19 protein-coding genes are annotated in these 21,078 nt (G+C 72.4%); 13 read left to right on the top strand and 6 right to left on the bottom strand.

What is annotated here, in order from left to right; all coding sequences use genetic code 11:
• Positions 1-18 precede the first annotated feature (18 nt).
• The gene (locus IOD16_RS25925) at positions 19-975 is read right to left on the bottom strand and encodes a LysR family transcriptional regulator (protein WP_236595220.1); all 957 of its coding nucleotides are present in this window, start codon (positions 973-975) and stop codon (positions 19-21) included.
• Between the two features lie 212 nt (positions 976-1,187).
• Between IOD16_RS25925 and IOD16_RS25920 the strand changes: the two genes are divergently transcribed.
• From IOD16_RS25920 to IOD16_RS25885, 8 genes are all read left to right on the top strand, one after another.
• Positions 1,188-1,985, top strand: coding sequence for a 2-amino-3,7-dideoxy-D-threo-hept-6-ulosonate synthase (locus IOD16_RS25920; protein WP_201436483.1), 798 nt, complete (start codon positions 1,188-1,190; stop codon positions 1,983-1,985).
• 85 nt (positions 1,986-2,070) lie between these two features.
• Positions 2,071-3,144, top strand: a complete 1,074-nt coding sequence (locus IOD16_RS25915) for a 3-dehydroquinate synthase II family protein (protein ID WP_201436482.1) — start codon at positions 2,071-2,073, stop codon at positions 3,142-3,144.
• 6 nt (positions 3,145-3,150) lie between these two features.
• Positions 3,151-4,503: a class I adenylate-forming enzyme family protein gene (locus IOD16_RS25910; protein WP_201436481.1), complete on the top strand. Its 1,353-nt coding sequence runs from the start codon at positions 3,151-3,153 to the stop codon at positions 4,501-4,503.
• Positions 4,504-4,528: 25 nt separating this feature from the next.
• Positions 4,529-5,104 carry an isopentenyl-diphosphate Delta-isomerase gene (gene idi / locus IOD16_RS25905; protein ID WP_201436480.1) on the top strand — a complete coding sequence of 192 codons (576 nt, stop codon included), beginning with the start codon at positions 4,529-4,531 and terminating at the stop codon, positions 5,102-5,104.
• A gap of 253 nt (positions 5,105-5,357) precedes the next feature.
• On the top strand, positions 5,358-6,620 hold the full coding sequence (locus IOD16_RS41335; protein WP_201436479.1) for a DUF1996 domain-containing protein: 1,263 nt from the start codon (positions 5,358-5,360) through the stop codon (positions 6,618-6,620).
• Positions 6,617-8,329 carry a discoidin domain-containing protein gene (locus IOD16_RS25895; RefSeq protein ID WP_201436478.1) on the top strand — a complete coding sequence of 571 codons (1,713 nt, stop codon included), beginning with the start codon at positions 6,617-6,619 and terminating at the stop codon, positions 8,327-8,329. Before IOD16_RS41335 ends, IOD16_RS25895 begins: the two co-directional genes overlap by 4 nt.
• A gap of 55 nt (positions 8,330-8,384) precedes the next feature.
• The gene (locus IOD16_RS25890; protein ID WP_201436477.1) at positions 8,385-9,371 is read left to right on the top strand and encodes a LacI family DNA-binding transcriptional regulator; all 987 of its coding nucleotides are present in this window, start codon (positions 8,385-8,387) and stop codon (positions 9,369-9,371) included.
• Positions 9,372-9,881: 510 nt separating this feature from the next.
• Positions 9,882-10,682 (top strand): DUF998 domain-containing protein, encoded by an 801-nt coding sequence (locus tag IOD16_RS25885; RefSeq protein ID WP_201436476.1) that lies wholly within the window; start codon positions 9,882-9,884, stop codon positions 10,680-10,682.
• Here the strand turns inward: IOD16_RS25885 and IOD16_RS25880 are convergent.
• Positions 10,649-12,256: an AMP-dependent synthetase/ligase gene (locus IOD16_RS25880; protein ID WP_123746512.1), complete on the bottom strand. Its 1,608-nt coding sequence runs from the start codon at positions 12,254-12,256 to the stop codon at positions 10,649-10,651. The two genes, IOD16_RS25885 and IOD16_RS25880, sit on opposite strands and share 34 nt — an antisense overlap.
• A 44-nt stretch (positions 12,257-12,300) precedes the next feature.
• On the opposite strand from IOD16_RS25880, the gene IOD16_RS25875 reads away from it, so the two are divergent.
• From IOD16_RS25875 to IOD16_RS25855, 5 genes are all read left to right on the top strand, one after another.
• Positions 12,301-12,849 carry a TetR/AcrR family transcriptional regulator gene (locus IOD16_RS25875; protein WP_201436475.1) on the top strand — a complete coding sequence of 183 codons (549 nt, stop codon included), beginning with the start codon at positions 12,301-12,303 and terminating at the stop codon, positions 12,847-12,849.
• A 4-nt stretch (positions 12,850-12,853) separates the two neighbouring features.
• Positions 12,854-13,261: a hypothetical protein gene (locus IOD16_RS25870; RefSeq protein ID WP_123746514.1), complete on the top strand. Its 408-nt coding sequence runs from the start codon at positions 12,854-12,856 to the stop codon at positions 13,259-13,261.
• 37 nt (positions 13,262-13,298) lie between these two features.
• A complete protein-coding gene (locus IOD16_RS25865) occupies positions 13,299-13,691 on the top strand; it encodes a hypothetical protein (protein WP_148088981.1) in 393 nt (130 codons plus the stop codon).
• A gap of 155 nt (positions 13,692-13,846) precedes the next feature.
• Entirely contained in the window at positions 13,847-15,277 is a 1,431-nt protein-coding gene (locus tag IOD16_RS25860; RefSeq protein ID WP_201436474.1) for a cellulase family glycosylhydrolase, read from the top strand.
• A 219-nt stretch (positions 15,278-15,496) separates the two neighbouring features.
• Positions 15,497-16,741, top strand: coding sequence for an SEL1-like repeat protein (locus IOD16_RS25855; RefSeq protein ID WP_201436473.1), 1,245 nt, complete (start codon positions 15,497-15,499; stop codon positions 16,739-16,741).
• A gap of 10 nt (positions 16,742-16,751) precedes the next feature.
• Here IOD16_RS25855 and IOD16_RS25850 read toward each other — a convergent pair whose 3' ends face one another.
• The 4 genes from IOD16_RS25850 to IOD16_RS25835 all read right to left on the bottom strand — a co-directional run bounded on the left by IOD16_RS25850 (position 16,752) and on the right by IOD16_RS25835 (position 20,733).
• Positions 16,752-17,624: an effector-associated domain 2-containing protein gene (locus IOD16_RS25850; RefSeq protein WP_201436472.1), complete on the bottom strand. Its 873-nt coding sequence runs from the start codon at positions 17,622-17,624 to the stop codon at positions 16,752-16,754.
• A gap of 104 nt (positions 17,625-17,728) precedes the next feature.
• The gene (locus IOD16_RS25845) at positions 17,729-19,207 is read right to left on the bottom strand and encodes a glutamate--cysteine ligase (RefSeq protein ID WP_123746518.1); all 1,479 of its coding nucleotides are present in this window, start codon (positions 19,205-19,207) and stop codon (positions 17,729-17,731) included.
• 24 nt (positions 19,208-19,231) lie between these two features.
• The gene (locus IOD16_RS25840) at positions 19,232-19,891 is read right to left on the bottom strand and encodes a 4'-phosphopantetheinyl transferase family protein (RefSeq protein WP_201436471.1); all 660 of its coding nucleotides are present in this window, start codon (positions 19,889-19,891) and stop codon (positions 19,232-19,234) included.
• Positions 19,888-20,733, bottom strand: a complete 846-nt coding sequence (locus IOD16_RS25835) for a metallophosphoesterase family protein (protein ID WP_201436470.1) — start codon at positions 20,731-20,733, stop codon at positions 19,888-19,890. The genes IOD16_RS25840 and IOD16_RS25835 overlap by 4 nt, the downstream gene beginning before the upstream one ends.
• Between the last annotated feature and the right edge of the window lie 345 nt (positions 20,734-21,078).

The raw sequence follows: 21,078 nt of genomic DNA, 5'->3' as shown, positions 1-21,078 counted from the left end.
GCGGCGCCGGTCGGGACGTCAGCTGGCCGCCACGGTCAACCCGGTGGCGGCGAGCTTCGCCGTGCGGGGACCGTGCGCCCAGATCCGCTCCTGGTAGGCGCGCAGCAGCGCCGCGTGGATCTCGTCGACGTACTCGGCCGCCGCGCAGTCCCGCCGCCACACCACCGTCACCCGCCGGTGCACCGGGTTGCCCACGATCGGCTTCAGCAGCACGCCGGGCAGGTCGTGACCGGTCGGGAAGAAGCACGCCACGGTGTGCCCCGAGCGCACCAGCTCCGACGCCGACGCCGGGTCGACCCCGAAGTGCGCGCACCGCGGCGTGAACCCGGCCGCCTCGCACGCCAGGTGCAGGTTCAGCCTCCCGCCGCCGTAGCTCTCGTCGGGCACCGCCCACTCCTCGTCGGCCAGTTCGGACAGCCGAATCTCGTTGCGCGCCGACAACCGGTGCCCGACCGCGATCCCGACCAGCATCGGTTCCGTCACGACGGTCCGGCAGCCGGCCTGTTCGGGAATCCGCAGTGGACTCTGGGGGAACTCCGTGACCAGCGCCAGGTCCAACTTTCCCGCGCGCACCAGGTCCAGCACCGCGTCGCTGGTGCGTTCGAGGTGCGTGGTCTGAGGGTGCGCCGGCAGCAACGAGCGCACCACGCCGACCAGCAGCGGCGTCAGCGACCCGGCCACACCGCCGAGCCGGATGCCCGTGACGTCGCTCTCCGCGGCCAGCTTGCGCGCGGTCACCAGCAGGTCGTCGAACCGTTCCACCAGGTCACGGGACCGCAGCACGACGTGGCGGCCGAGCTCGGTCAGCTCGACCCCGTCGGTGCGCCGCAGGAACAACGGACCACCGAAGCCCCGCTCGATGCGCCGCAACTGCGCGGTCAACCCGGCCTGCGCGATCTTCAGCAGTGAGGCGGCCCGGCTGATGCTGCCCGCTTCCGCCACGGTCAGCACGACGTGGAGATGCCTGAGCTCCATGTTCACTGCGGCAGCCTAGGGCAACAAGACAAACCGAACACCGATCGCGGAGGCCGGTCGGGGCGAGGACCGGGCGCCGCGGTGAACCCCTGCCCGTTGCTCCAACAGGAGCATAACTGCCGAGTTATCGCCACCTCACACCTCCCGCCGCGCTCACCGGTTCGACCACCCTGCTGGTGGCCGCCACCGAACACCGAGGAGGTGTGAGCGACATGACGAAAGCGTTGCGGCTGCGACGCCTTTCCCGTCCGCGCGACGACAGGTACCTCTTCGTCCCGCTCGACCACAGCGTCTCGGACGGTCCGGTGGTGCCGCGCGACCGGTGGCACGAGCTCATCGACTCCGTCGTGGTCGGCGGCGCCGACGCCATCATCGTCCACAAAGGACGCGTGCGGACCATCGACCCGGACGTGCTCGCCGGCTGCGCGCTGGTCGTCCACCTCAGCGCGGGCACCGCGCACGCCGCCGACACCAACGCCAAGGTCATCGTCGGCGAGGTCGACGAGGCGCTGCGGCTGGGCGCCGACGCGGTGAGCGTGCACGTCAACATCGGATCGGACACCGAGGAGCGCCAGCTCGCCGACTTCGGCGTGGTCGCCAAGGCGTGCGACGAGTGGAACGTGCCGCTGATCGCCATGGTCTACCCGCGCGGCCCGCGCATCACCGACCCCGACGACCCCGCGCTGCTCGCCCACGTGGTCAACATCGCGGTCGACCTCGGCGCCGACATCGTCAAGACCAACCTCGCGCGACCCACCCAGCGGATGACCGACGTGATCGCCAGCTGCCCCATCCCGGTCCTGGTCGCGGGCGGCCCCGCCACCGGCGGCAGCGTGGTCGACCACGCCCGCACCGCGATGGGGGTCGGCTGCGCCGGCCTGGCCGTCGGCCGCCGCGTGTTCACCGCGCCCGCGCCCATGTCGCTGGTCGCGGAACTGGCCTCGATCGTCCACGACGACACCGAAGCGGACCTGGTCCGCGCCATGACGGGCGTCGTGGCCTCGTCATGAGCTTGTCGCCAACGGCCGCCGCCGGTCATCCGACCGGCGGCGGCCCGTCCGCACGCCGATCGGGCTCTCACCCCTTGGAGAACCGTTGAAGTTCGCCTGGATCGACCTCCGAACCGTCCCCGAAGCGCACCGCGAAGCCGTCGTGGACGCCGCCGTGCACGCCCGCCTCGCCGGCGTCGTCTCCGACGACCCGGCGCTGCTGGACACGCTGCCGCCCACGATCACCCGCGTGCTCGTCGCCGACGCGGCGGTCGACAGCCCGCACCTGGTCACCGTCGTCGTCGACGACCAGGACGCGCTCGACCGGCTCACCACCGACGCGGCGTTCGTGCAGGTCCGCGACGACCGCACGCTCAAGCTCGCGTGCGCCGCGGCCGTGCGGCTCGGGCACGCGGTGGTCGCGTTCACCGACCCGACGAAGATCCCGCTGGAGATCGTCATCGCGGCCGCCGACGGCGCGTCCGGCAAGCTGGTCACCGTCGTGGCCGACCTCGAAGAGGCCGCGATCGTGCTCGACGTGCTGGAGCACGGCTCCGACGGCGTGCTGATGGCCCCGCGCGACGCCAACGACGTGTTCAAGCTGGCCAGGCTGCTCGAAGCGACCACCGCGCCCCTCGACCTCACCACGCTCACCGTCGACGGCATCACCCACAACGGCCTCGGCGACCGCGTCTGCGTCGACACCGCCTCGCACTTCCAGGAGGACGAGGGCATCCTCGTCGGCTCGTTCTCCTCCGGCTTCATCCTCTGCTGCAGCGAGACCCACCCGCTGCCCTACATGCCGACCCGGCCGTTCCGGGTCAACGCCGGCGCCCTGCACTCCTACGTGCTCGGACCGGACAACCGCACCAACTACCTGTCCGAACTGCGCTCGGGCAGCACGGTGCTCGCCGTCAACTCCGAGGGCCGCACCCGCAAGCTCACCGTCGGCCGGGCCAAGCTCGAATCGCGCCCGATCCTGACCATCACCGCGCACTCGCCCGAGGGCGTCGAGGTGAGCCTCACCGTGCAGGACGACTGGCACGTGCGGGTGCTCGGCCCCGGCGGGAAGGTCCGCAACGTCACCGAGCTGCAACGCGGTGACGAGCTGCTCGGCTACATCGCGACCGAGCAGCGGCACGTGGGCATCCCCATCGGCGAGTTCTGCAAGGAGACCTGAGCCAAGATGCGCGAGTTCGTCACCGACCTGTTGTCCCGTCAAGGCGACGACGTGCCGGTGTTCAGCCACGAGCACACCGTGACCCACGGCGCGTTGCGCGCGTCCGTCGCCGCCGAGGCGAGCCTGTTCGCCGCCTCCGGGGTGGGGGAGGGCAGCACGGTCGCGCTGCACGTGCCACCGAGCTTCACCCAGCTGGAGGTGGTGCTGGCCCTGTGGAGCCTCGGCGCCAGGGTGGTCTCCATCGACCACCGGCTCAAGCCCGCCGAGGTCGACGTGCTGCGCGAGCTGACCCGCCCCCAGTTCGTCGTGCGGGCCACCGGCCGGCCGGGCGCCGCCTTCCGCGAGCGCCACGAGCTGGTGACCGAGCCGAAGCCCGACGGCCGGCCCGCGGCGACCCGCCACCGGCTGGTCCAGTTCACCTCCGGCTCCACCGGCCGGCCCAAGGTCGTCGGCCGCAGCACCGAGTCGATCATCCGCGAGGTGATGCGGTTCGGCGCGGCCGAGGGCATGCCGGGCCGCGGCGAGCGGCTGCTGCTGCTCAACTCCACCGCCCACAGCTTCGGCCTGATGGGCGGGCTGCTGCACGCGCTGGCGACCGGCGTGCACCTCGTGTTCGCCGGGCAGCCGACGGCGGAGGACGTCCTGCGGACCGCCGCGCGGCACGAGGTCGACTTCATCACCGGCTTGCCGTTCCACTTCGCGCTGCTCGCGGCGGCCGCCCACCCGTCCGCGCTGCGCACCGCGCGCGGCGCGTTCGCGGGCGGCGAGCTGATGCCGCCCGACGTGGCGGAGCGGTTCGCCGCCGCCTACGGCTTCGCGGTCGGCGAGTGCTTCGGCACCACCGAGACCGGCGCGCTGACCGTGGACGTGGCGGGCACGACCCGGCCGGCCGTGGGCAAGCCGCTGTCCGACACCACGATCCGGGTGCGGGACGGCCTCGTCGAGGTCGCGCTGGACCAGTCGCCGTACCTCGACGAGGGCGACCCCACCCGATACCTGGACGGGTGGTTCCGGACGGGTGACCGCGGCGAGTTCGACGCGGACGGCAACCTGCGGCTGCTCGGCCGCGCCGACTCGCTCGTCGTCGTGCGCGGCAGCAACGTGGACCTGACCCAGGTCGAGGCCGCGCTGCGCGCGCACCCGCTGGTCACCGAGGCGATCGCGGTGCACGACACGGTGATCGAGGCCTACGTCGCGACCTCGTCCGCCGCGCTGACCCCGGACGAGGTCGCCGCGTGGTGCGCCGAGCGGCTGGCCGAGTTCAAGCAGCCGCAGCGGGTGCACGTGCTGCCCGCGCTGCCGCGCACCGCGGGCGGCAAGCTCGTGCGCAACCCCAGGGCGCTCGCCGACGCGCGATGATCGCCGGTGTGGCAGGGTGGGCGTCGTGGAACAAGTAGTGCTCCTGGACGAGTCCGGTGCCGGGATCGGCGTGGCCGACAAGGCCTCCGTGCACCACGCGTCCACCCCGCTGCACCTGGCGTTCTCGTCCTACCTGTTCGACGGGGCGGGCCGGCTGCTGCTGACCAGGCGCGCCCTGCACAAGAAGACGTGGCCGGGCGTGTGGACCAACTCGTGCTGCGGCCACCCGGCGCCCGACGAGCCGGTGGCCGCGGCCGTGTCGCGGCGGCTGGTCGACGAGCTCGGCCTCGCCGACGTGACCCTCGACCTGGTGCTGCCCGCGTTCCGCTACCGGGCGGTGATGGAGAACGGCGTCACCGAGAACGAGATGTGCCCGGTGTTCCGCGGCCTGGTCGCCGGCGACCCGGAGCCGAACCCGGACGAGGTCGACTCGTTCGAGTGGGCGCCGTGGGCCGAGTTCGCCCCGGCCGTCCTGGCCGGCGCCCGCCCGGTCTCGCCGTGGTGCGCCCTCCAGGTCGCCGAGCTGTGGGCCCTCGGTCCGGACCCCCTGACCTGGCCGACGGCCTCCCCTGCCGCCCTCCCCCCGGCCGCCCGCACCTAGTCCACCGCGAGAGTCCTACCTCCACGTCGCGCGTGTCCGACGTTCCGGTCGCGCGTGTCCTGCGTTCCGGTCGCGCGTGTCCTACGTTCGGAACACCCGAGTTGAACGCTCAGCTCAGAGAGCGCTCTCTGGGTCGCTGTTCCGGGATGACCGGAACTGCCTCCTTTCCTTGACTGATACAGGAGGCCGTCTTACGTTCCGCTGTGAGAGCGCTCTCTGAACCTTCCCCGCAACGCCCTTCGAAAGGGGAGTCGTGATCCCCACCATTCGCCGATGGCGTCGTCTGGTCACCGCACTCGCCGTCACGGCCCTGGCCGCGTCCGCGCTGACCTTCGTCACCTCTCCCGCCTCCGCGGCGCCGGTCCTGCTGTCCCAGGGCAAACCCGTCACCGCCTCCTCCACCGAGAACGGCGGCACGCCCGCCACCGCCGCCGTCGACGGCAACACCGGCACCCGCTGGTCCAGCGCCGCGGCCGACCCGCAGTGGCTCCGGGTCGACCTCGGCTCGTCCACCGCCATCAGCCAGGTCATGCTGAACTGGGAGAACGCCTACGCGCGCTCCTTCCAGCTGCAGACCTCGGCCGACGGCAACGCCTGGAACACCATCGCCACCGCGTCCGGCAACGTCGGCGTGCAGACGCTGAACGTCTCGGCCACCGCGCGGTACGTCCGCGTCTACACCACCGCCCGCGCCACCCAGTACGGCGTGTCGCTGTGGGAGTTCCAGGTCTTCGGCGTCACCAACTCCAGCGGCCCGATCGTGCGGGTCGCCGAGTTCCTGGCGGAGTGCCCCTACAGCCACCGCCTGCCGGACGACCCGATCGTCGCCCCGAACCTGCCCGGCGCGTCGCACATGCACAGCTTCTTCGGCAACACCACCACCAACGCCCGCTCCACCGTCCAGTCGCTGCTGGCCGGCACGAGCAACTGCAACCCGGGCGTCGACCTGTCCTCCTACTGGGTCCCCACCCTGTACGCGGACAACCAGCCCGTCGAACCGACCGGCACCACGTTCTACTACCTGGGCGAAGGCGTGCGCGACGACGTGATCGCGCGCATCCAGCCGTTCCCCCTGGGCCTGCGGATCGTGGCCGGCAACGCGAAGGCCACCCAGCCCGACGCCAGCACGATCTCGCGCTGGTCCTGCCTGCACGCGGGCCACGTCGGCGCGTCCAAGGACTTCGTGAACTGCCCGTCCGGCACCATGCTGGAGTCCTACCTGGACTTCCCGCAGTGCTGGAACGGCCGCGACCTGGACTCGGCGGACCACAAGAGCCACATGGCGTACCCGGTCAACGCGGACTGCCCGGCCACCCACCCGGTGCCGGTGCCGAAGCTGCGCCAGGTGCTGCGCTACCCGGTGAGCGGCGACCCGGCGCGGTTCAAGCTCGCCTCGGGACCCGGCTTCACCATGCACGGCGACTTCTTCAACGCGTGGCCGGAGGCGGAACTCGCCCGCCGGGTGCACGACTGCATCAACCCGATCATCAAGTGCGGCGCGGACGGCCGCCCATGAGGACCCCGATCCGCCTGGGCGCGGCGTTCGCCCTGCTCACCGCGCTCGTCATGCCGGTCACCGCGGTGCAGGCCGCGGAGTGCGGCACGGCCAACGCGGCGCTGAACGCACCCGCCACCGCGTCGTCGGTCGAGACCGGCAGCCCGTTCACGGCCGCCTCGGCGGTCGACGGCAACACCGGCACCCGCTGGTCCAGCGCGTTCAGCGACCCGCAGTGGCTGCGGGTCGACCTGGGCGCGAGCCGGGAGGTGTGCGGCGCGACCCTCCAGTGGGAGGCCGCGTACGCCACGGCGTTCCAGCTCCAGGTCTCGGCCGACGGCTCGACGTGGACGACCGTCCACCAGACCACGACCGGCGCCGGCGGCACCCAGAACGTCACCTTCACCGGCACGGGCCGCTACGTCCGGGTCTACACCACGGCCCGCGCCACCCAGTACGGCGTGTCGCTGTGGGAGTTCGCCGTGCGCACCGGCACGACCGGCGGCAACCCGCCGGGCGAGCAGCTGCTGTCCTACAACAAGCCCGCGTCCGCCTCGTCGTTCCAGGACGACGGCGCGTGCCCGGGCTGCACCCCCGCCAAGGCGCTGGACTTCAACCCGGCCACCCGCTGGGCCACCAACGCCACCACCGGCTGGGTCGACCCGGGCTGGATCTCCGTCGACCTGGGTGCGACCGCGCAGGTCAGCAAGGTCGTGCTGCAGTGGGACCCGGCGTTCGCCACCGGGTTCCAGATCCAGACCTCGACCGACAACACGAGCTGGACCACGATCCACACCGTCACCAACGGCACCGGGTTCAAGCAGACGTTCACCGTGTCCGGCACAGGCCGGTACGTCCGGGTGAACCTGACCAAGCGCAGCGGCCAGTACGGCTACTCGCTGTGGGAGTTCCAGGTCTACGGCACCGGCGGCAGCCCCACACCGCCACCGGCGCAGGCACCGGACCCCGGCAACCCGCTGCGGCTCGTGTGGAGCGACGAGTTCAACGCCCCCGCGGGCACGCGGCCCGACGCGGCCAAGTGGCGGCCGGAGATCGGCACCGGCCAGAACGCGGAGCTCCAGTACTACACCGACAACCGCAACGCGTTCACCGACGGCGCCGGCAACATGGTGCTGGAGGCCAGGCGGGAGGTCACGCCGGGCTCGGCGTGCCCGGTCGACCCGGTCAGCGGCAGCGGCACGTGCCAGTACACGTCGGCCAGGCTCATCACCGAGGGCAAGGCGTCGTGGACCTACGGCCGCATCGAGGCCAACGTCAAGGTCTCGGGCACCAAGGGCCTGTGGCCCGCCTTCTGGATGCTCGGCAACGACATCTTCAAGGGCACCCCGTGGCCCGCCAGCGGCGAGATCGACATCATGGAGCACCTGGGCCGCGAACCGAACACCGCGTACCAGACGATCCACGGCCCGGCGTACTTCGGCGGCGGCGGGATCGGGCAGGTGCGGGACATCGGCCAGGACTACGCCAACGCGTTCCACCTGTTCCGGGTCGACTGGAACAGCAAGGGCATGGTGTTCAGCATCGACAACGTGACCGTCCTCACCATCGACAAGGCGACGGTGGAGGCGACCCGGGGTCCGTGGGTGTTCGACAAGCCGTTCTTCATCCTGCTCAACAACGCGGTGGGCGGTGACTGGCCCGGCCCGCCGGACGCCACCACGGTCTTCCCGCAGCGCATGCTGGTCGACTACGTCCGCGTCTACCAGTGACGGGTGGGTGCGGTCCTGCCTCGGCGGGGCCGCACCTCCCGGTATAAAGGCTGACGTGGACCGCAGACCAGTCACGTTGGAAGAGGTCGCGCGGATCGCGGGGGTTTCCCGGGCCACGGTGTCCCGGGTCGTCAACGGGGTCGCCACGGTGGACCGTGAGCTGCGCCAAGTCGTGGAGAAGGCCATCTCCACGACCGGGTACACGCCCAACCGCGCGGCGCGTTCGCTCGTCACCCGCAGGGCCGGAGCCATCGGGCTCGTCCTGCCGGAGGAGGGGCGCACCGTGCACGACCCGTACTTCGGCCGGGTGGTCAGCGGCGTGCTGCCGGTGATCCGGCCGCTCGGCGTGCAGCTCGTGCTGACCACGGGCGACCACCGCGAGGTGGTGGACGACATCCGCCAGCACAGGCTGGACGGCGTGATCCTGATCCACACCCACGGCGCCGACCCGCTGCCCCGGCAGCTGATCGAGGCCAACCTGCCGGTCGTGCTGGCCGCACGCCCGGTCCGACCGATGTCGATCACCTACGTCGACGTCGACCAGGCCGCCGGCGCGGCCCTCGCCGCCGACCACCTGGTCGCGTCGGGGTGCCGGCGACTGGCCACCATCACCGGCCCGCTGGAGACACCCGCCGGCCAGGACCGGCTGCGCGGCTTCCGCGACGCCGTGGCCCGGCACGGCCTGCCCGAGGCGGTGGTGGTCGAGGGCGACTTCTCCCGCGAAGGCGGGGCCGCGGCGGCCCGGCGGCTGGTCGACCTGGACGTCGACGGCCTGTTCGTCGCCTCGGACCTGATGGCGACCGGCGCGCTGCCGGTGCTGCGCAACGGCGGCCGGCGGGTGCCGGAGGACGTCAAGGTGGTGGGCTTCGACGACAGCAGCCCGGCCGTCGAGTGCGACCCGCCGCTGACCACGGTGCGCCAGCCGGTCGAGGACATGGCCGCCGAGATGGCCCGCCTGCTGGTGGAGCGGGTCGAACGCCCGGACCGCCCGGTCAGCTCCGTCGTGTTCGCACCGACCCTCGTGGTCCGCCGCTCCAGCTGAGCCGAACCCGCCCGACGCCGAACCCGCCCGACGCCGAACCCGCCCGCCTCGCGGCCGGGACGCGACCTGCGCGCGACCGGCACCTGCGTGCGACCGGCACCCGCGCGCCAGCGGCACCGGCAGACCACCGGCACTGGCAGGTCTCCGCACCGCGCAGGCACACCGGGCTCGAGCGGTCGGGTCGGCGGGTGGCGGGTGGCGGGTGGCTGTCCGTGGGTGGCGGGCGGGCGGGCGGGTGGGGTGGTTGGTGGTTGTGGGTTGGTCGGTCGTTGGTGCCCTCCTCGTTCGTGGTCGTTCCTCGCCCAGGACCGTCCCCGCCGCCGGCCGGCCGTTTTCTCCGGCTAACGTGAGTAATGCGGTTCAGGTTGTCCTGGGTTGCGTTCTTCGCCTGGTCGAGTGGTCCGGGACTCGGGCGGGTGGCGAGGTGTCACGGGCGTCGGCGAGCTGTCGCTGAGCTGTCGATCGCCGAACACCGGAACAACACGCCGGTCGCCGTCCGTTCTGTCCGTTGTGCTGCCCGCCGAACCCGCCCCGACCCGGTCCCTGGCCCGCTTCGTCGCCCTCGCGGGCGCGGTCGCGGTCCTGCTCACCGTCGCCCTGGTCGGCGGGATGGACGTCTACCAGCTGGGCGAATCCACCCGGCACCTCCGGCGCACCATCAGCGAGTACGCGCTCGGGCCGCAGCGCTGGGTGTTCGACACCGCGGTCCTGCTGCTGGTGTCCGGCTCGGTGGCGGTGCTGGCGGTGCTGGTGCGGCACGGTGTGGCGAAGTGGAACTCGGTGGGCTCGGTGGCGTTCGCCGCGTGGTCGGTCGGGTTGACGCTGGTCGTGATCTTCCCCAAGAACAACTGGGCGATCGGGCCGAGCATGAGCGGCAGCATCCACCGCTTCGGCAGCCTGCTCGCGTTCGTCGCGCTGCCGGTCGCGGCGGTGCTGCTCGCCCGGCCGTGGCGCCGCGACCCGGTGTGGGGCGCGCACGCCCGGTGGACGTTCCGGTTCGGCGTGCTGTCGGCCCTGGCGTTCACGCCGATCCTGTACGCGATCGGCGTGAACGCGGTCGTGGGCACGTCCTGGTGGCGGGTGATCCCGCTCGGGTACGTCGAACGGCTGCTGGTGCTGACCGAGGTGGTGGCGGTGCTGGTCGCGGCGGTGTGGGCCGTCGCGGTGGCGCACCGGCCCGCCACGCCCGACCCGCCCGCCACGCCCGACCCGCCCGCCACACCGGACCCGCCCGCCACACCGGACCAGCCCGCCACGCCGGACCGGCCGGTCGGGGCTCAGGAGTACAGGCCGTCCAGCACGTCCTTGTAGCGGCCCTCGATCTCCTTGCGCCGCATCTTCAGGCTCGCGGTGAGGGTGCCGTCGTCCACCGAGAAGTCCTTCGGCAGCACCGCGAACTTCTTGATCGTCTCGTGCCGCGCCAGCTTCTCGTTCGCCGCCGACACGGCCCGGCCCACCTCGGCGTCCGCGTCGAGGTCGCCGGGCGCGAGGTCGGCGTCCAGGGTGACCAGCGCGACGCAGTAGTTGCGGCCGTCGCCGTGCACGAGCACGTTGCCGATGTACGGGCTGCCCGCCTTGACCAGGCCCTCCACCGCCTGCGGCGCGACGTACTTGCCGCCCGAGGTCTTGATCAGCTCCTTCTTCCGGTCGGTGATGCGCAACCGGCCGGCTTCGTCCAGCTCGCCGATGTCGCCGGTGTGCAGCCAGCCGTCCCGCAACGTCGCGGAGGTCTCCTCGGCCAACCCGCGGTAGCCGCGCATGATGCCGCGCCCGCCGATCAGCACCTCGCCGTCGTCGGCGATGCGGACCTCGGTGCCGACCAGCGGCTCGCCGACCGTGCCGAGCTTGTTCGCCCCGGGCCGGTTCACGAACGACGCCGCCGACGACTCGGTCAGGCCGTAGCCCTCCAGGATCGTGATGCCCGCCCGGTCGAAGAACTCGCCGACCGGCCGTGACAGCGGCGCGGAGCCGGACACGAAGTACTTGACCCGGCCGCCGACCCGGTCGCGCAGCTTGCTGAACACCAGCTTGTCGGCGATGGCCCGGCGCACCTTCCAGTCGGGGTGCTCGGCCACGGCCAACGCCCAGTCGAACAGCTTCGCCTTCACCCCGCCCGCCTCGCGCACGGAGGCCACGACCCGCTGGTGGATCTTCTCGAAGATCCGCGGCGCGGCGGCCACCACGGTCGGGCGCAGGTCGAGCAGGTTGGCCGCGATCCGGTCCACGTCGCCGTCCACGGCGGTGGGCACGCCGGTCGCGAGCATCCCGACCTGGAGCACCTTGCCGAACGCGTGGGACATCGGCAGCCACAGGAAGTGCAGGTCCTCGGGCGTCAGCACGCCCAGCTCGCGGATCGCCTCGGCGGTGTAGAGCCAGTTGTCGTGGGTCAGCTCGACACCCTTGGGCGTGCCCGTGGTGCCGGAGGTGTAGATCAGCGTGGCCAGCCGGTCCGGCGTGAGCTCGTCGACCATCGCGTCGTAGTCGCCCTCGGCCTCGTCGGGCTCCCAGTCCGTCGTGACGACCTTCGCGTCGACCTTGCCCGTCAGCTCCGGGTCGGCGACCACGAGCACGCTCCCCGAGTCGCGGACGATGTGCGCGACGACGTCCGGCGTGCTGCTCGGGTAGATGGTCGTCGTCACGCCGCCCGCCGCGAGCACGGCCAGGTCGGTGAGGATCCAGTCGACGCTGGTGGTCGCCATGATCGCGACCCGCGCCTCGTCGCGCACGCCGAGCCCGCGGAAGCCCAGCGCCCGCCTGCGCACCTGCTCGCCGACCTCGGCCCAGGTCAGGGACGTCCACCCGGCGCCTTCGCGGTGGCGCAACGCCTCGGCGTCCGGGGTCTCGCGCACGCGTTCGCGCAGCAGATCGGGGATGGAACGGGCCACGGTGACCTCCAGGGAGCGACGCTCTAGAGCGGTACTCTAACCCTGTGAGATCGACTGGTCGGCGGGCAGTGCTCGACGCGGCCCTCGCGCTGGTCGACGAGGGCGGGTTGGACGCGGTCACGATCAGCGCGCTGACCGCCCGCTCCGGGGTGTCCAACGGCAGCGTGTACCACCACTTCGGCAGCCGGGCGGGCCTGCTCACCGTGCTGTACGGGGAGAGCTTCGCGCACTGCGTGGCGGCGGTGGCGCCCGCGCTGGAGGTCGGCGGCCCGGAGGAGGTGGTGCGGGAGGTGGCGGCGCGGTACCTGCGCTGGGTCGCCGAGCACCCCGGTCGGGCCCGGTTCCTCTACGCCGCGCCGGCGACCGCCGATCCCGCCGTGAAAGCGGAGGTGTTCGAGCCGGTCGCGCGTTGGTTCGCCCAGCGCATGGCGGCGGGCGAGCTGCGCGAGATCCCGTTGTGGGCGTTGGACGCCGTGGTGATGGGGCCCGCGCACGAGTGCGCCCGGCGGCACCTCATGGGCGTGCTCGACCTGACCAGGGCGGCGGATCTGGTCGGTGATGCGGTGTGGGCGGCGGTCGCGCCCGTAGGGTGACCGCATGGCCACTTGGGGCGACCTCGCCGCATACGTGCACGACACCTATGACGTGATCGCGGAGAACGAGGACGAGATCCGGATCCTGTTCAACTTCGAGCAGTACGACGAGGACGACGAGCGGACCCAGGTGGTCGTCCTGGTCCGCGAAGTGCTCGACAAGCTGCACGAGTGGGTGCAGATCGCCTCGCCGATCGGGCTGGCGGCGAGGGTCGACCTGCACGCGTTCCTCGCCGAGGTCGGCAACTCGACCATCGCGTGCGGCGCGGCGATCATGGGCGACCACGTGGTGCTGCGGCACTCGTTGCCGTTGTCGGACCTGGACATCCACGAGTTCACCGAGCCGCTGGCGCTGCTCGCGGGCACGGCGGACCGGCTGGAGGAAACGTTCTTCGGCGGCGACGACTACTAGTGCTAACTTAGGCTGACCTCACTAGGGAAGGCGCTGAGTGTCCACACGGCCTGTCGCGACCGCCGGGTACGAGTCCATGACCGTCCAGGTCCGCGCGGGGGTGGGCGAACGACGCCTGGTCGCCGCCGTGCGGTCCCTGTTCGTGCGGCACGAGGTGCTGCGCGCCGACGGCTTCACCGCCGAGTCGTGCGTCCACCGCGTGTCGCTGCCCTCGTGCCTGGTGGCGCTCGCCGCCGTCGAGGACGTGTCGGGTGACGTGCCGCTGCGCGTGTTGTGGCTGGACGGCGGCGCGTCCGGTCGGATCGTGCTGACCGTGCGCCTCGACGTGCTGGCCCGCCTGCCGTGGCACGTGCTGCTGCCCGGCCTGGTCTCGGCGTGGAGCGCGAGCACCCACCTGCGCGCCCGCCGGGCCTCCGCCCAGGTCTCCTAGACACCCCTCGCCCGATCCCTCGCCCCGCGCGGTCGCCCGAACCGTTGACAGCGGGCGTCCCGGGGTGCTGTGATCCACCCAACAGATAGGAAAGTTTCCTAACTGAACCGCCGCCACCGTGTTCCACCTCACCCCTGAACCGTGGGAGGCGCCCTGTGGCACCCCGATGGCCCGTACTGACCCTCCTGACGCCGCTGGTCGCGGCGGTCCTGTCCGTGCCGACGGCCTCGGCGGACGACGTCGTCGCGGCGGCCGTCACCGAGCACCAGGCGGAGAGCGCGACGATCTCCGGCGGCCTGGTCGAGTCCAACCACGCGGGCTACACCGGCGGCGGGTTCGTCAACTACGACAACGCCTCCGGCGCGTACGTCGAGTTCACCGTGACCGCCGCGACCGCCGGACCCGCGACGCTGTCCTTCCGCTACGCCAACGGCACCACCACCAGCCGGCCGGTGAGCGTCACGGTCAACGGCTCGGCCGGCGTGAGCGTGGCGTTCCCCGGCACCGGCGCCTGGTCCACGTGGGGCACCGGGTCGGCGACCGCGTCCCTGGCCGCCGGCGCGAACCGCGTGCGCGTCACGGCGACCACGGCCAACGGCGGCCCGAACCTCGACCGGCTCACCGTCGACACCGGCACGACGTCCGCCGGCCGGCCCGCGGACGTCAACGGGCAGTTGCGGGTGTGCGGCGTGAAGCTGTGCAACCAGTACGGGAAGCCGATCCAGTTGCGCGGCATGAGCACGCACGGCATCCAGTGGTACTCGCAGTGCGTCAAGACCGCCTCGCTGGACGCGCTGGCGACCGACTGGGGCGCCGACGTCCTGCGGATCTCGATGTACGTGCAGGAGGACGGGTACGAGACGAACCCGCGCAAGTTCACCGACCTGGTGCACGGCTACATCGAGGAGGCGACCCGGCGCGGCATGTACGCGCTGGTCGACTGGCACCAGCTCGACCCCGGCGACCCGAACGCCAACATCTCCCTGGCGCGCACGTTCTTCACCGAGGTCGCGCAGCGGCACCGGGACAAGACCAACATCATCTACGACATCGCGAACGAGCCGAACAACGTCTCGTGGGCGGGGATCAAGTCCTACGCCGAGCAGATGATCCCGGTGATCCGGGCGCAGGACCCGGACGGCGTGGTGTTCGTCGGCACGCACGGGTGGGGCTCGCTCGGCATCTCCGACGGCCGCAGCGAGCAGGACATCGTCAACAACCCCGTCAACGCCACGAACTTCATGTACACGTTCCACTTCTACGCGGCGTCGCACCAGGACGAGTACTTCGCCGCGTTGCAGCGGGCGGCGTCGCGGCTGCCGATCTTCGTGACCGAGTTCGGCACCCAGACCTACACCGGCGACGGCGCCAACGACTTCGCGTACAGCCAGAAGTACCTGGACTTCCTGGCCGCGAACAAGATCGGCTGGACGAACTGGAACTTCTCCGACGACTTCCGCTCGGGCGCGGTGTTCAAGGAGGGCACGTGCGCCGGGTCCACCTTCGCCGGCACGGGCGTGCTCAAGCCCGCCGGCGTCTGGATCCGCGACCGGATGAGGACGCCGGACAACTTCCCGACGAGCTGACCGGTCCCCGCCCGACCTCCCGTCGGCGGCGCCGCGCCACCGCGACCGCGGTCCGCGCGCCGCGGTGCCGCCGACGGCGGGAAGCGATCCCCTGCGCCACCACGGCCACGGCACGTGACGTCGTCCTCACCCCGGCGATCGGGGGATCTTCGACGCCGTGAGTGCGTGGGGCCCGGCCTTGCGGCAGCATCGGAGGTGGGGCGAGACGCAGGGGGACACGTGCGCAAGAAGGTGGACAGCGGTGACACGGCGGCCGTGGTCGGCTTGGGGGTGGCCGCGGCACGCCGCGGTGACGTCGCGGCGGCGGAGGTCTGGTACCGCGCCGCCGCCGACCGCGGTGACGTGGACGGCATGAACCTGGTGGGGTTGCTCTGCGAGGAGCGCGGCGCCGTCGCCGAAGCCTCGCGCTGGTACGCGCGTGCCGCGGCGAAGGGCGACACGGTCGCCATGCACGGCCTGGCGCGGATCGCGCGGCGGGACGGCCGGCTCGACGACGCCGAGCGCTGGTACCGGGAAGCCGCCGACCACGGCGACCAGGAAGCCATGACCGCGGTGGCCGACCTGATGTCGTCGACCGGGCGGGCCGACGACGAGTGGTACCGCCGCGCCGCCGAGTCGGGCGACCCCCGGGCCCTCGCGGTGCTCGGCACGCGGCTGCGGGCCGGGGGAGAGCTCGCCGAGGCGGAGCGGTGGCTGCGCCGGGCCGTGGAGGTGACCGACGAGCCGTTCTTCATGGTGGAGCTCGGCTCGGTCCTCGCGGAGCGCGGTGACCTCGACGAGGCCGGGACGTGGCACCGCCGTGCCGCCTCGGCCGGTCACGTCGACGCGCTGGGCCACCTCGGCTCGGTGCTGGTGGCCCGGGGCGACCTGGGCCAGGCCGAAGAGGCCTACCGGGAGGCGGCCGGGACCGGTCGCAGGTCCGCCATGGCCGCCCTCGCGCTGCTGCTGGCGCACCGGGGCGAGGTCGGCGAGGCCGAGGACTGGTTGGCGCGGGCGGCGACCTCGGCCGGGGTCGAGGTGGACCACGACCTGTGGTCCGCGCTGCCGCCGCTGGACGCCACCGCCCTGGACCGGCGGGAACGCGACGCGGCGACCCGCGTGCTCGTCGTCCTCGGCGTCCTGGCCCGGCGGCAGGACGACGTCGACCGGGCCGAGCGCTGCCTGCGCCGCGCGGCGGGCGCGGGCGACGCCCAGGCGATGCACGAGCTGGGGATGCTGCTGACCCGCTGGGGCGGCGCCGCCAGGCGTGCCGCCGCCCACCGGCCGGGTCGCCGGGTCGAGCCGGTGGCGGACCGGCCCGCGACCTGGTTCACCCGCGCCGCCGAGGCGGGCCACCCGGACGCGATGCTCAGCCTGTCCGCCCTGCACAAGGGCCGTCCGGAGGGCGACCTGTGGTGGCGCCGCGCCATCGCGGCGCGCCAGGCCGACGCGATGGAGGCGCTGGTCGACGACTCGTCCGGCTGACCGCCGTGCCTCAGGCGGAGGTGGCGCGCCGCCACCGCGCCACGACCAGGCGGACCTCGGCGAGCGGCAAGGTGCCCGGTTCAAGGATCTCCAGGACCCCGAGCAGGTCGTCGATCCCGCCGGCTTGGGCGAGGCAGGCCAGCACGATCGACGACACGTGGACCCGCGGGTGGGGGCTCTCCGGGACGGACAGCGCGACGCCCGAGCGCTGACCGAGCAGCTGGACGACCAGGGTGCGGTTGGCCGTGTTGGCGAGCAGGGGCACGGCGGCCAGCGCGTCCACCAGCGGTCCCAGGAGGTCGCCGGGGCGCGTGCCCACGTCGGCGGGAGCACCCTTCCCGGGTAGCGGCTCGCCGAGCGCTCGCGCCAGCCGCTGCACCCCGCCGGTGCCCTGCTCCAGCCACCGGTCGACGCCATCCGGGTCCAGCTCGGAGTCCGGCGGCGGGTCCGCCGGCGGCTCGGCGACGTCGTCCGCTCCGGGGTCCACCTGCCGCAGGCCGTCCCGGGCCGCCAGGGCCAGGCGCAGCGCGGTCAGCCGTGCCGCCGCGGCGCGGTCCAGCTGCCGTGCCGTCCGGCGTTCCGCGTCACGGGCACGTCCGACGGCCTCCTCGCGGCGGTGGCCGTCGTCGAGGCGGTGGTCGCGTTCCCACGTCAGCCGGACGGTGTCCTCCTGCGCCTCCAGCAGGCGGCGGTGCAGGAACGCCGTGAGCCCGGTGAAGCGGCTCGCCAGGTGGTCGCCCTCGGCCACGTGCCGCCGGGCGCGGTCGACCTCCGCCCGCCGACCCGCGTCGCCCGGCAGGTGCAGGTGCACGCCTCCGGTGATGACACCCGCCTGCACGACCGGTCCGCGGACCGTCCCCGACACCTCGTTGTGCGAATCCATGTCCACCAGACCTCGGCCGCCGAACCCCGTGCCGCCAACGCTTCGCCGGAACACCCCGCGAGGGGGAACACGTCCAGGTTAGCGGCCCGGGTCGGGGAACCGGGTCAGGAGACCGGCCAGCTGTGGACCGGTTCGTTGGTGTGCATCAGGTCCCGGTAGGTGCGCAGCATCCGCCGCAGGGCCTCGGGCCGGTCCAGCGCCGTGTGGTCGTAGTGCCGGTGGAACGCGCGCGCCTGCCACGTCGCCCCGTTCACGCCGGTCAGGCACCGCTGCTCGATCACGCCGAGCAGCCGGTCCCGCTCCGCCGGGTCCACCTTCATCCGCACCAGACCCTCGTGCGCCATCGGCAGCAGCCGGCGCAGCACCAGCTCCGCCACCGGCACGGTGCCGAGCCCCGGCCAGTACACCTGTGCGTCGATGCCCATCCGCGCGCCCGACGTGAAGTTCTCCTCCGCCGCGCTGAACGACATCTGCGACCACAGCGGCCGCTCCTCCTCGGCCAGCACGCGCACCAGGCCGTAGTAGAAGGCGCCGTTCGCCAGCATGTCGACCACCGTCGGCCCGGACGGCAACGTGCGGTTCTCCACCCGCAGGTGCGGCTGGTCGCGCACCACGTCGTACACCGGCCGGTTCCACCGGTAGATCGTGCCGTTGTGCAGCCGCAGCTCCGCCAACGAGGGCGTGTCGCCCCGCTCCAGCACCTGCAACGGGTCCTCCTCGTCGCAGATCGGCAGCAACGCCGGGAAGTACCGCACGTTCTCCTCGAACAGGTCGAAGATCGACGTGATCCACCGCTCCCCGAACCACACCCGCGGCCGGACGCCCTGCTCCTTCAGCTCGTCGCTGCGCGTGTCCGTGGCCTGCTGGAACAACGCGATCCGCGTCTCCCGCCACAGCTCCTTGCCCAGCAGGAACGGCGAGTTGGCGCCGATCGCGACCTGCACGCCCGCGATGGCCTGCGCCGCGTTCCAGTAGGCCGCGAAGTCCTCCGGCGACACCTGGAGGTGGAACTGGGTGCTGGTGCAAGCGGCCTCCGGCACGATCGAGTCCGCGGTGAGCTGCAACCGCTCGACACCGCTGATCCCGATCTGGAGGTCCTCGCCCCGCGCGGCCAGCACCTGCTCGTTGAGCAGCGCGTACCGCGGGTTGCCCGACAGCGCGTCCACCGCCAGGTGCTTCGGCTGCAACGTCGGCAGGATGCCGATCATCACCATGTGCGCGTCGACGCCCCGCGCCTTGTGCTCGGCCTCGTTCAACGACGTCCGCACGACGTCCTCGAACGCCGTGATCCCGCCGCCGGTCAGCAGCCGCGGCGCGACGTTGATCTCCAGGTTCCACTGGCCCAGCTCGGTCACGAAGTCCGGGTCGGCGATGGCCTCCAGCGCCTCGGCGTTGCGCATCGCCGGGTCGCCCGCGTCGTCGACCAGGTTGAGCTCGATCTCCAACCCGGTCGTCGGCCGGTCGAACTCGAACCTGGACTCGCCCAGCATCCGGGCGAACACGTCCAGGCAGCGGCGCACCTTCGTGCGGTACCGCGTCCGGTCATCGCGGGTGAACTGCTGTCGCCCGACGTCGTCGCCCATACCGCCGCCTTCCGCACACCTCGATCAGCGCGCGGGTACCGCGATCGCGGTCACCACAAACCCCTCCCGCGCCAGCCAGCGCCCGGTGAAGCCGTCCAGCACGACGCCGTCCACCACCGGGGGCTCGACGAGGATGCGGGCGGTGAACGTGCCGTCGTCCGGGTTGAGGGTCACCTCGGCATCCTCGAACCCCAGCCACTTCCGCGCCAGCGGGAACCACGCCTTGTAGACCGTCTCCTTGGCGCTGAACAGCAGCCGGTCCCACGCCACCTTGTCGCTCGACGCCCGCAGATCACCCATCCGGGCCAGCTCGCCGGGCACCGCGACGGCCTCCAGCACGCCGTCCGGGGTCGGTTCGTTCGGCTCGGCGTCGATCCCGATCGTCCACACCTCGGACACCCGGCCGACGGCCGCCGCCCGGTAGCCCTTGCAGTGCGTGATGCTGCCGACGACGCCCTCGGGCCACGTCGGCTCGCGGTTCGGGCCGGGCAGCAGCGGCGCGGGCGGGAACCCGAGACCGGCCAACGCCGTGCGGGCGCAGTGCCGGCCCGTGGCGAACTCCTTGCGCCTCTTCTCCACCGCCCGGGCGACGTGTTCCGCCTCCTGGGGGAACAACACCACCCCGTCGGGGTCGTCGAACGCGTCGAACGCCGACACCGGCGGCGTGAGCAGGTCCGTGATCACCGTGCGTCCCCTTCGCGCAGCACGTCCAGCAGCGGCGCGGCGGTCCAGCCGCGCGGCTGCCACTCCCGCGGGTAGCCGAGCGACACCTCGTCGAAGCGGACGCCGTCCTTGCGGATCGTGCGCGGGATGTGCAGGTGCCCGTAGACCATCACCGCCGCGCGGAACCTCAGGTGCCAGTCCGCGGTCCGCTCGGTGCCGCACCACAAGGCGAATTCGGGGTACCGCAGCACGAACGTGGGATCGCGCACGAGGGGCCAGTGGTTGATCAGCACGGTGCGCAACGAGCTGTCCACAGCGCGCAACCGGCGCTCGCTCTCCTCGATCCGAGCCGCGCACCACGCCTCGCGGCTCGGGTACGGGTCGGGGTGCAGGAAGTACTCGTCGGTGCAGATGACACCGGCCTCCTGCGCGACGGCCAGCGCGGACGCCTTGTCGATCGTGCCCGCCGGGCGGAACGTGTAGTCGTAGAGCGTGAACAGCGGCGCCACCGCCACCGGGCCGCCCGCGCCCTCGAACACCGCGTACTCGTCCTCGGGGGTGAGCACGTCGATGGCGCGGCACAGCTCGACGAGTTGCTTGTAGCGCACCTCGCCGCGGGCCTGCGCCGGGTCGTCCTTCGTGGTCCACAGCTCGTGGTTGCCCGGCGACCACACCACCTTGGCGAACCGGCCGCGCAGCACGCCCAGCGCCCACTCGACGTCGTCGAACTTCTCCGCCACGTCACCCGCCACGATCAGCCAGTCGTCGGGCGAGTGCGGTCGGATGGCGTCGACGAACTGGCGGTTCTGCTGGTACGTCACGTGCAGGTCGCTGGTGGCGAGGAGTCGCGGCGCAGTGCTCACACCTTCGAGCGTATCCGTGCGCAGCGAGTATCGGGGAGTGACCGCTCATCCGCTCGTCGCTCCTGTGTGGCCGCTCGGCGGTGTGATGGTGGCCGCGTGACGCTGGACCACTCCCGTTCGTCGCGCGTTCTCTTACCAGGGGGCGTCGGTGTTCCTAGCGTGATGGGCATCACGACGTCCTGGGCGGAGGACCTGATGACCAACTACGTACGACCAGCGCAGCCGTTCGGTCGAACGGTGGGCGCGGAGATCGCCCGCCAGGTGCAACAGCACACGCACCCCGCGGTCGCCCCCAGGCGCACGGACGACGCCGCCCTGGCCATGTTGCTGCGCGCCCGCCAGCGC

Source organism: Saccharothrix sp. 6-C, from assembly GCF_016695385.1.
GTDB classification, from domain to species: Bacteria; Actinomycetota; Actinomycetes; order Mycobacteriales; family Pseudonocardiaceae; genus Actinosynnema; species Actinosynnema texasense.
The sequence above is the reverse complement of the archived record's forward strand: the minus strand, read 5'-3'. Positions and strand labels throughout refer to the sequence as shown.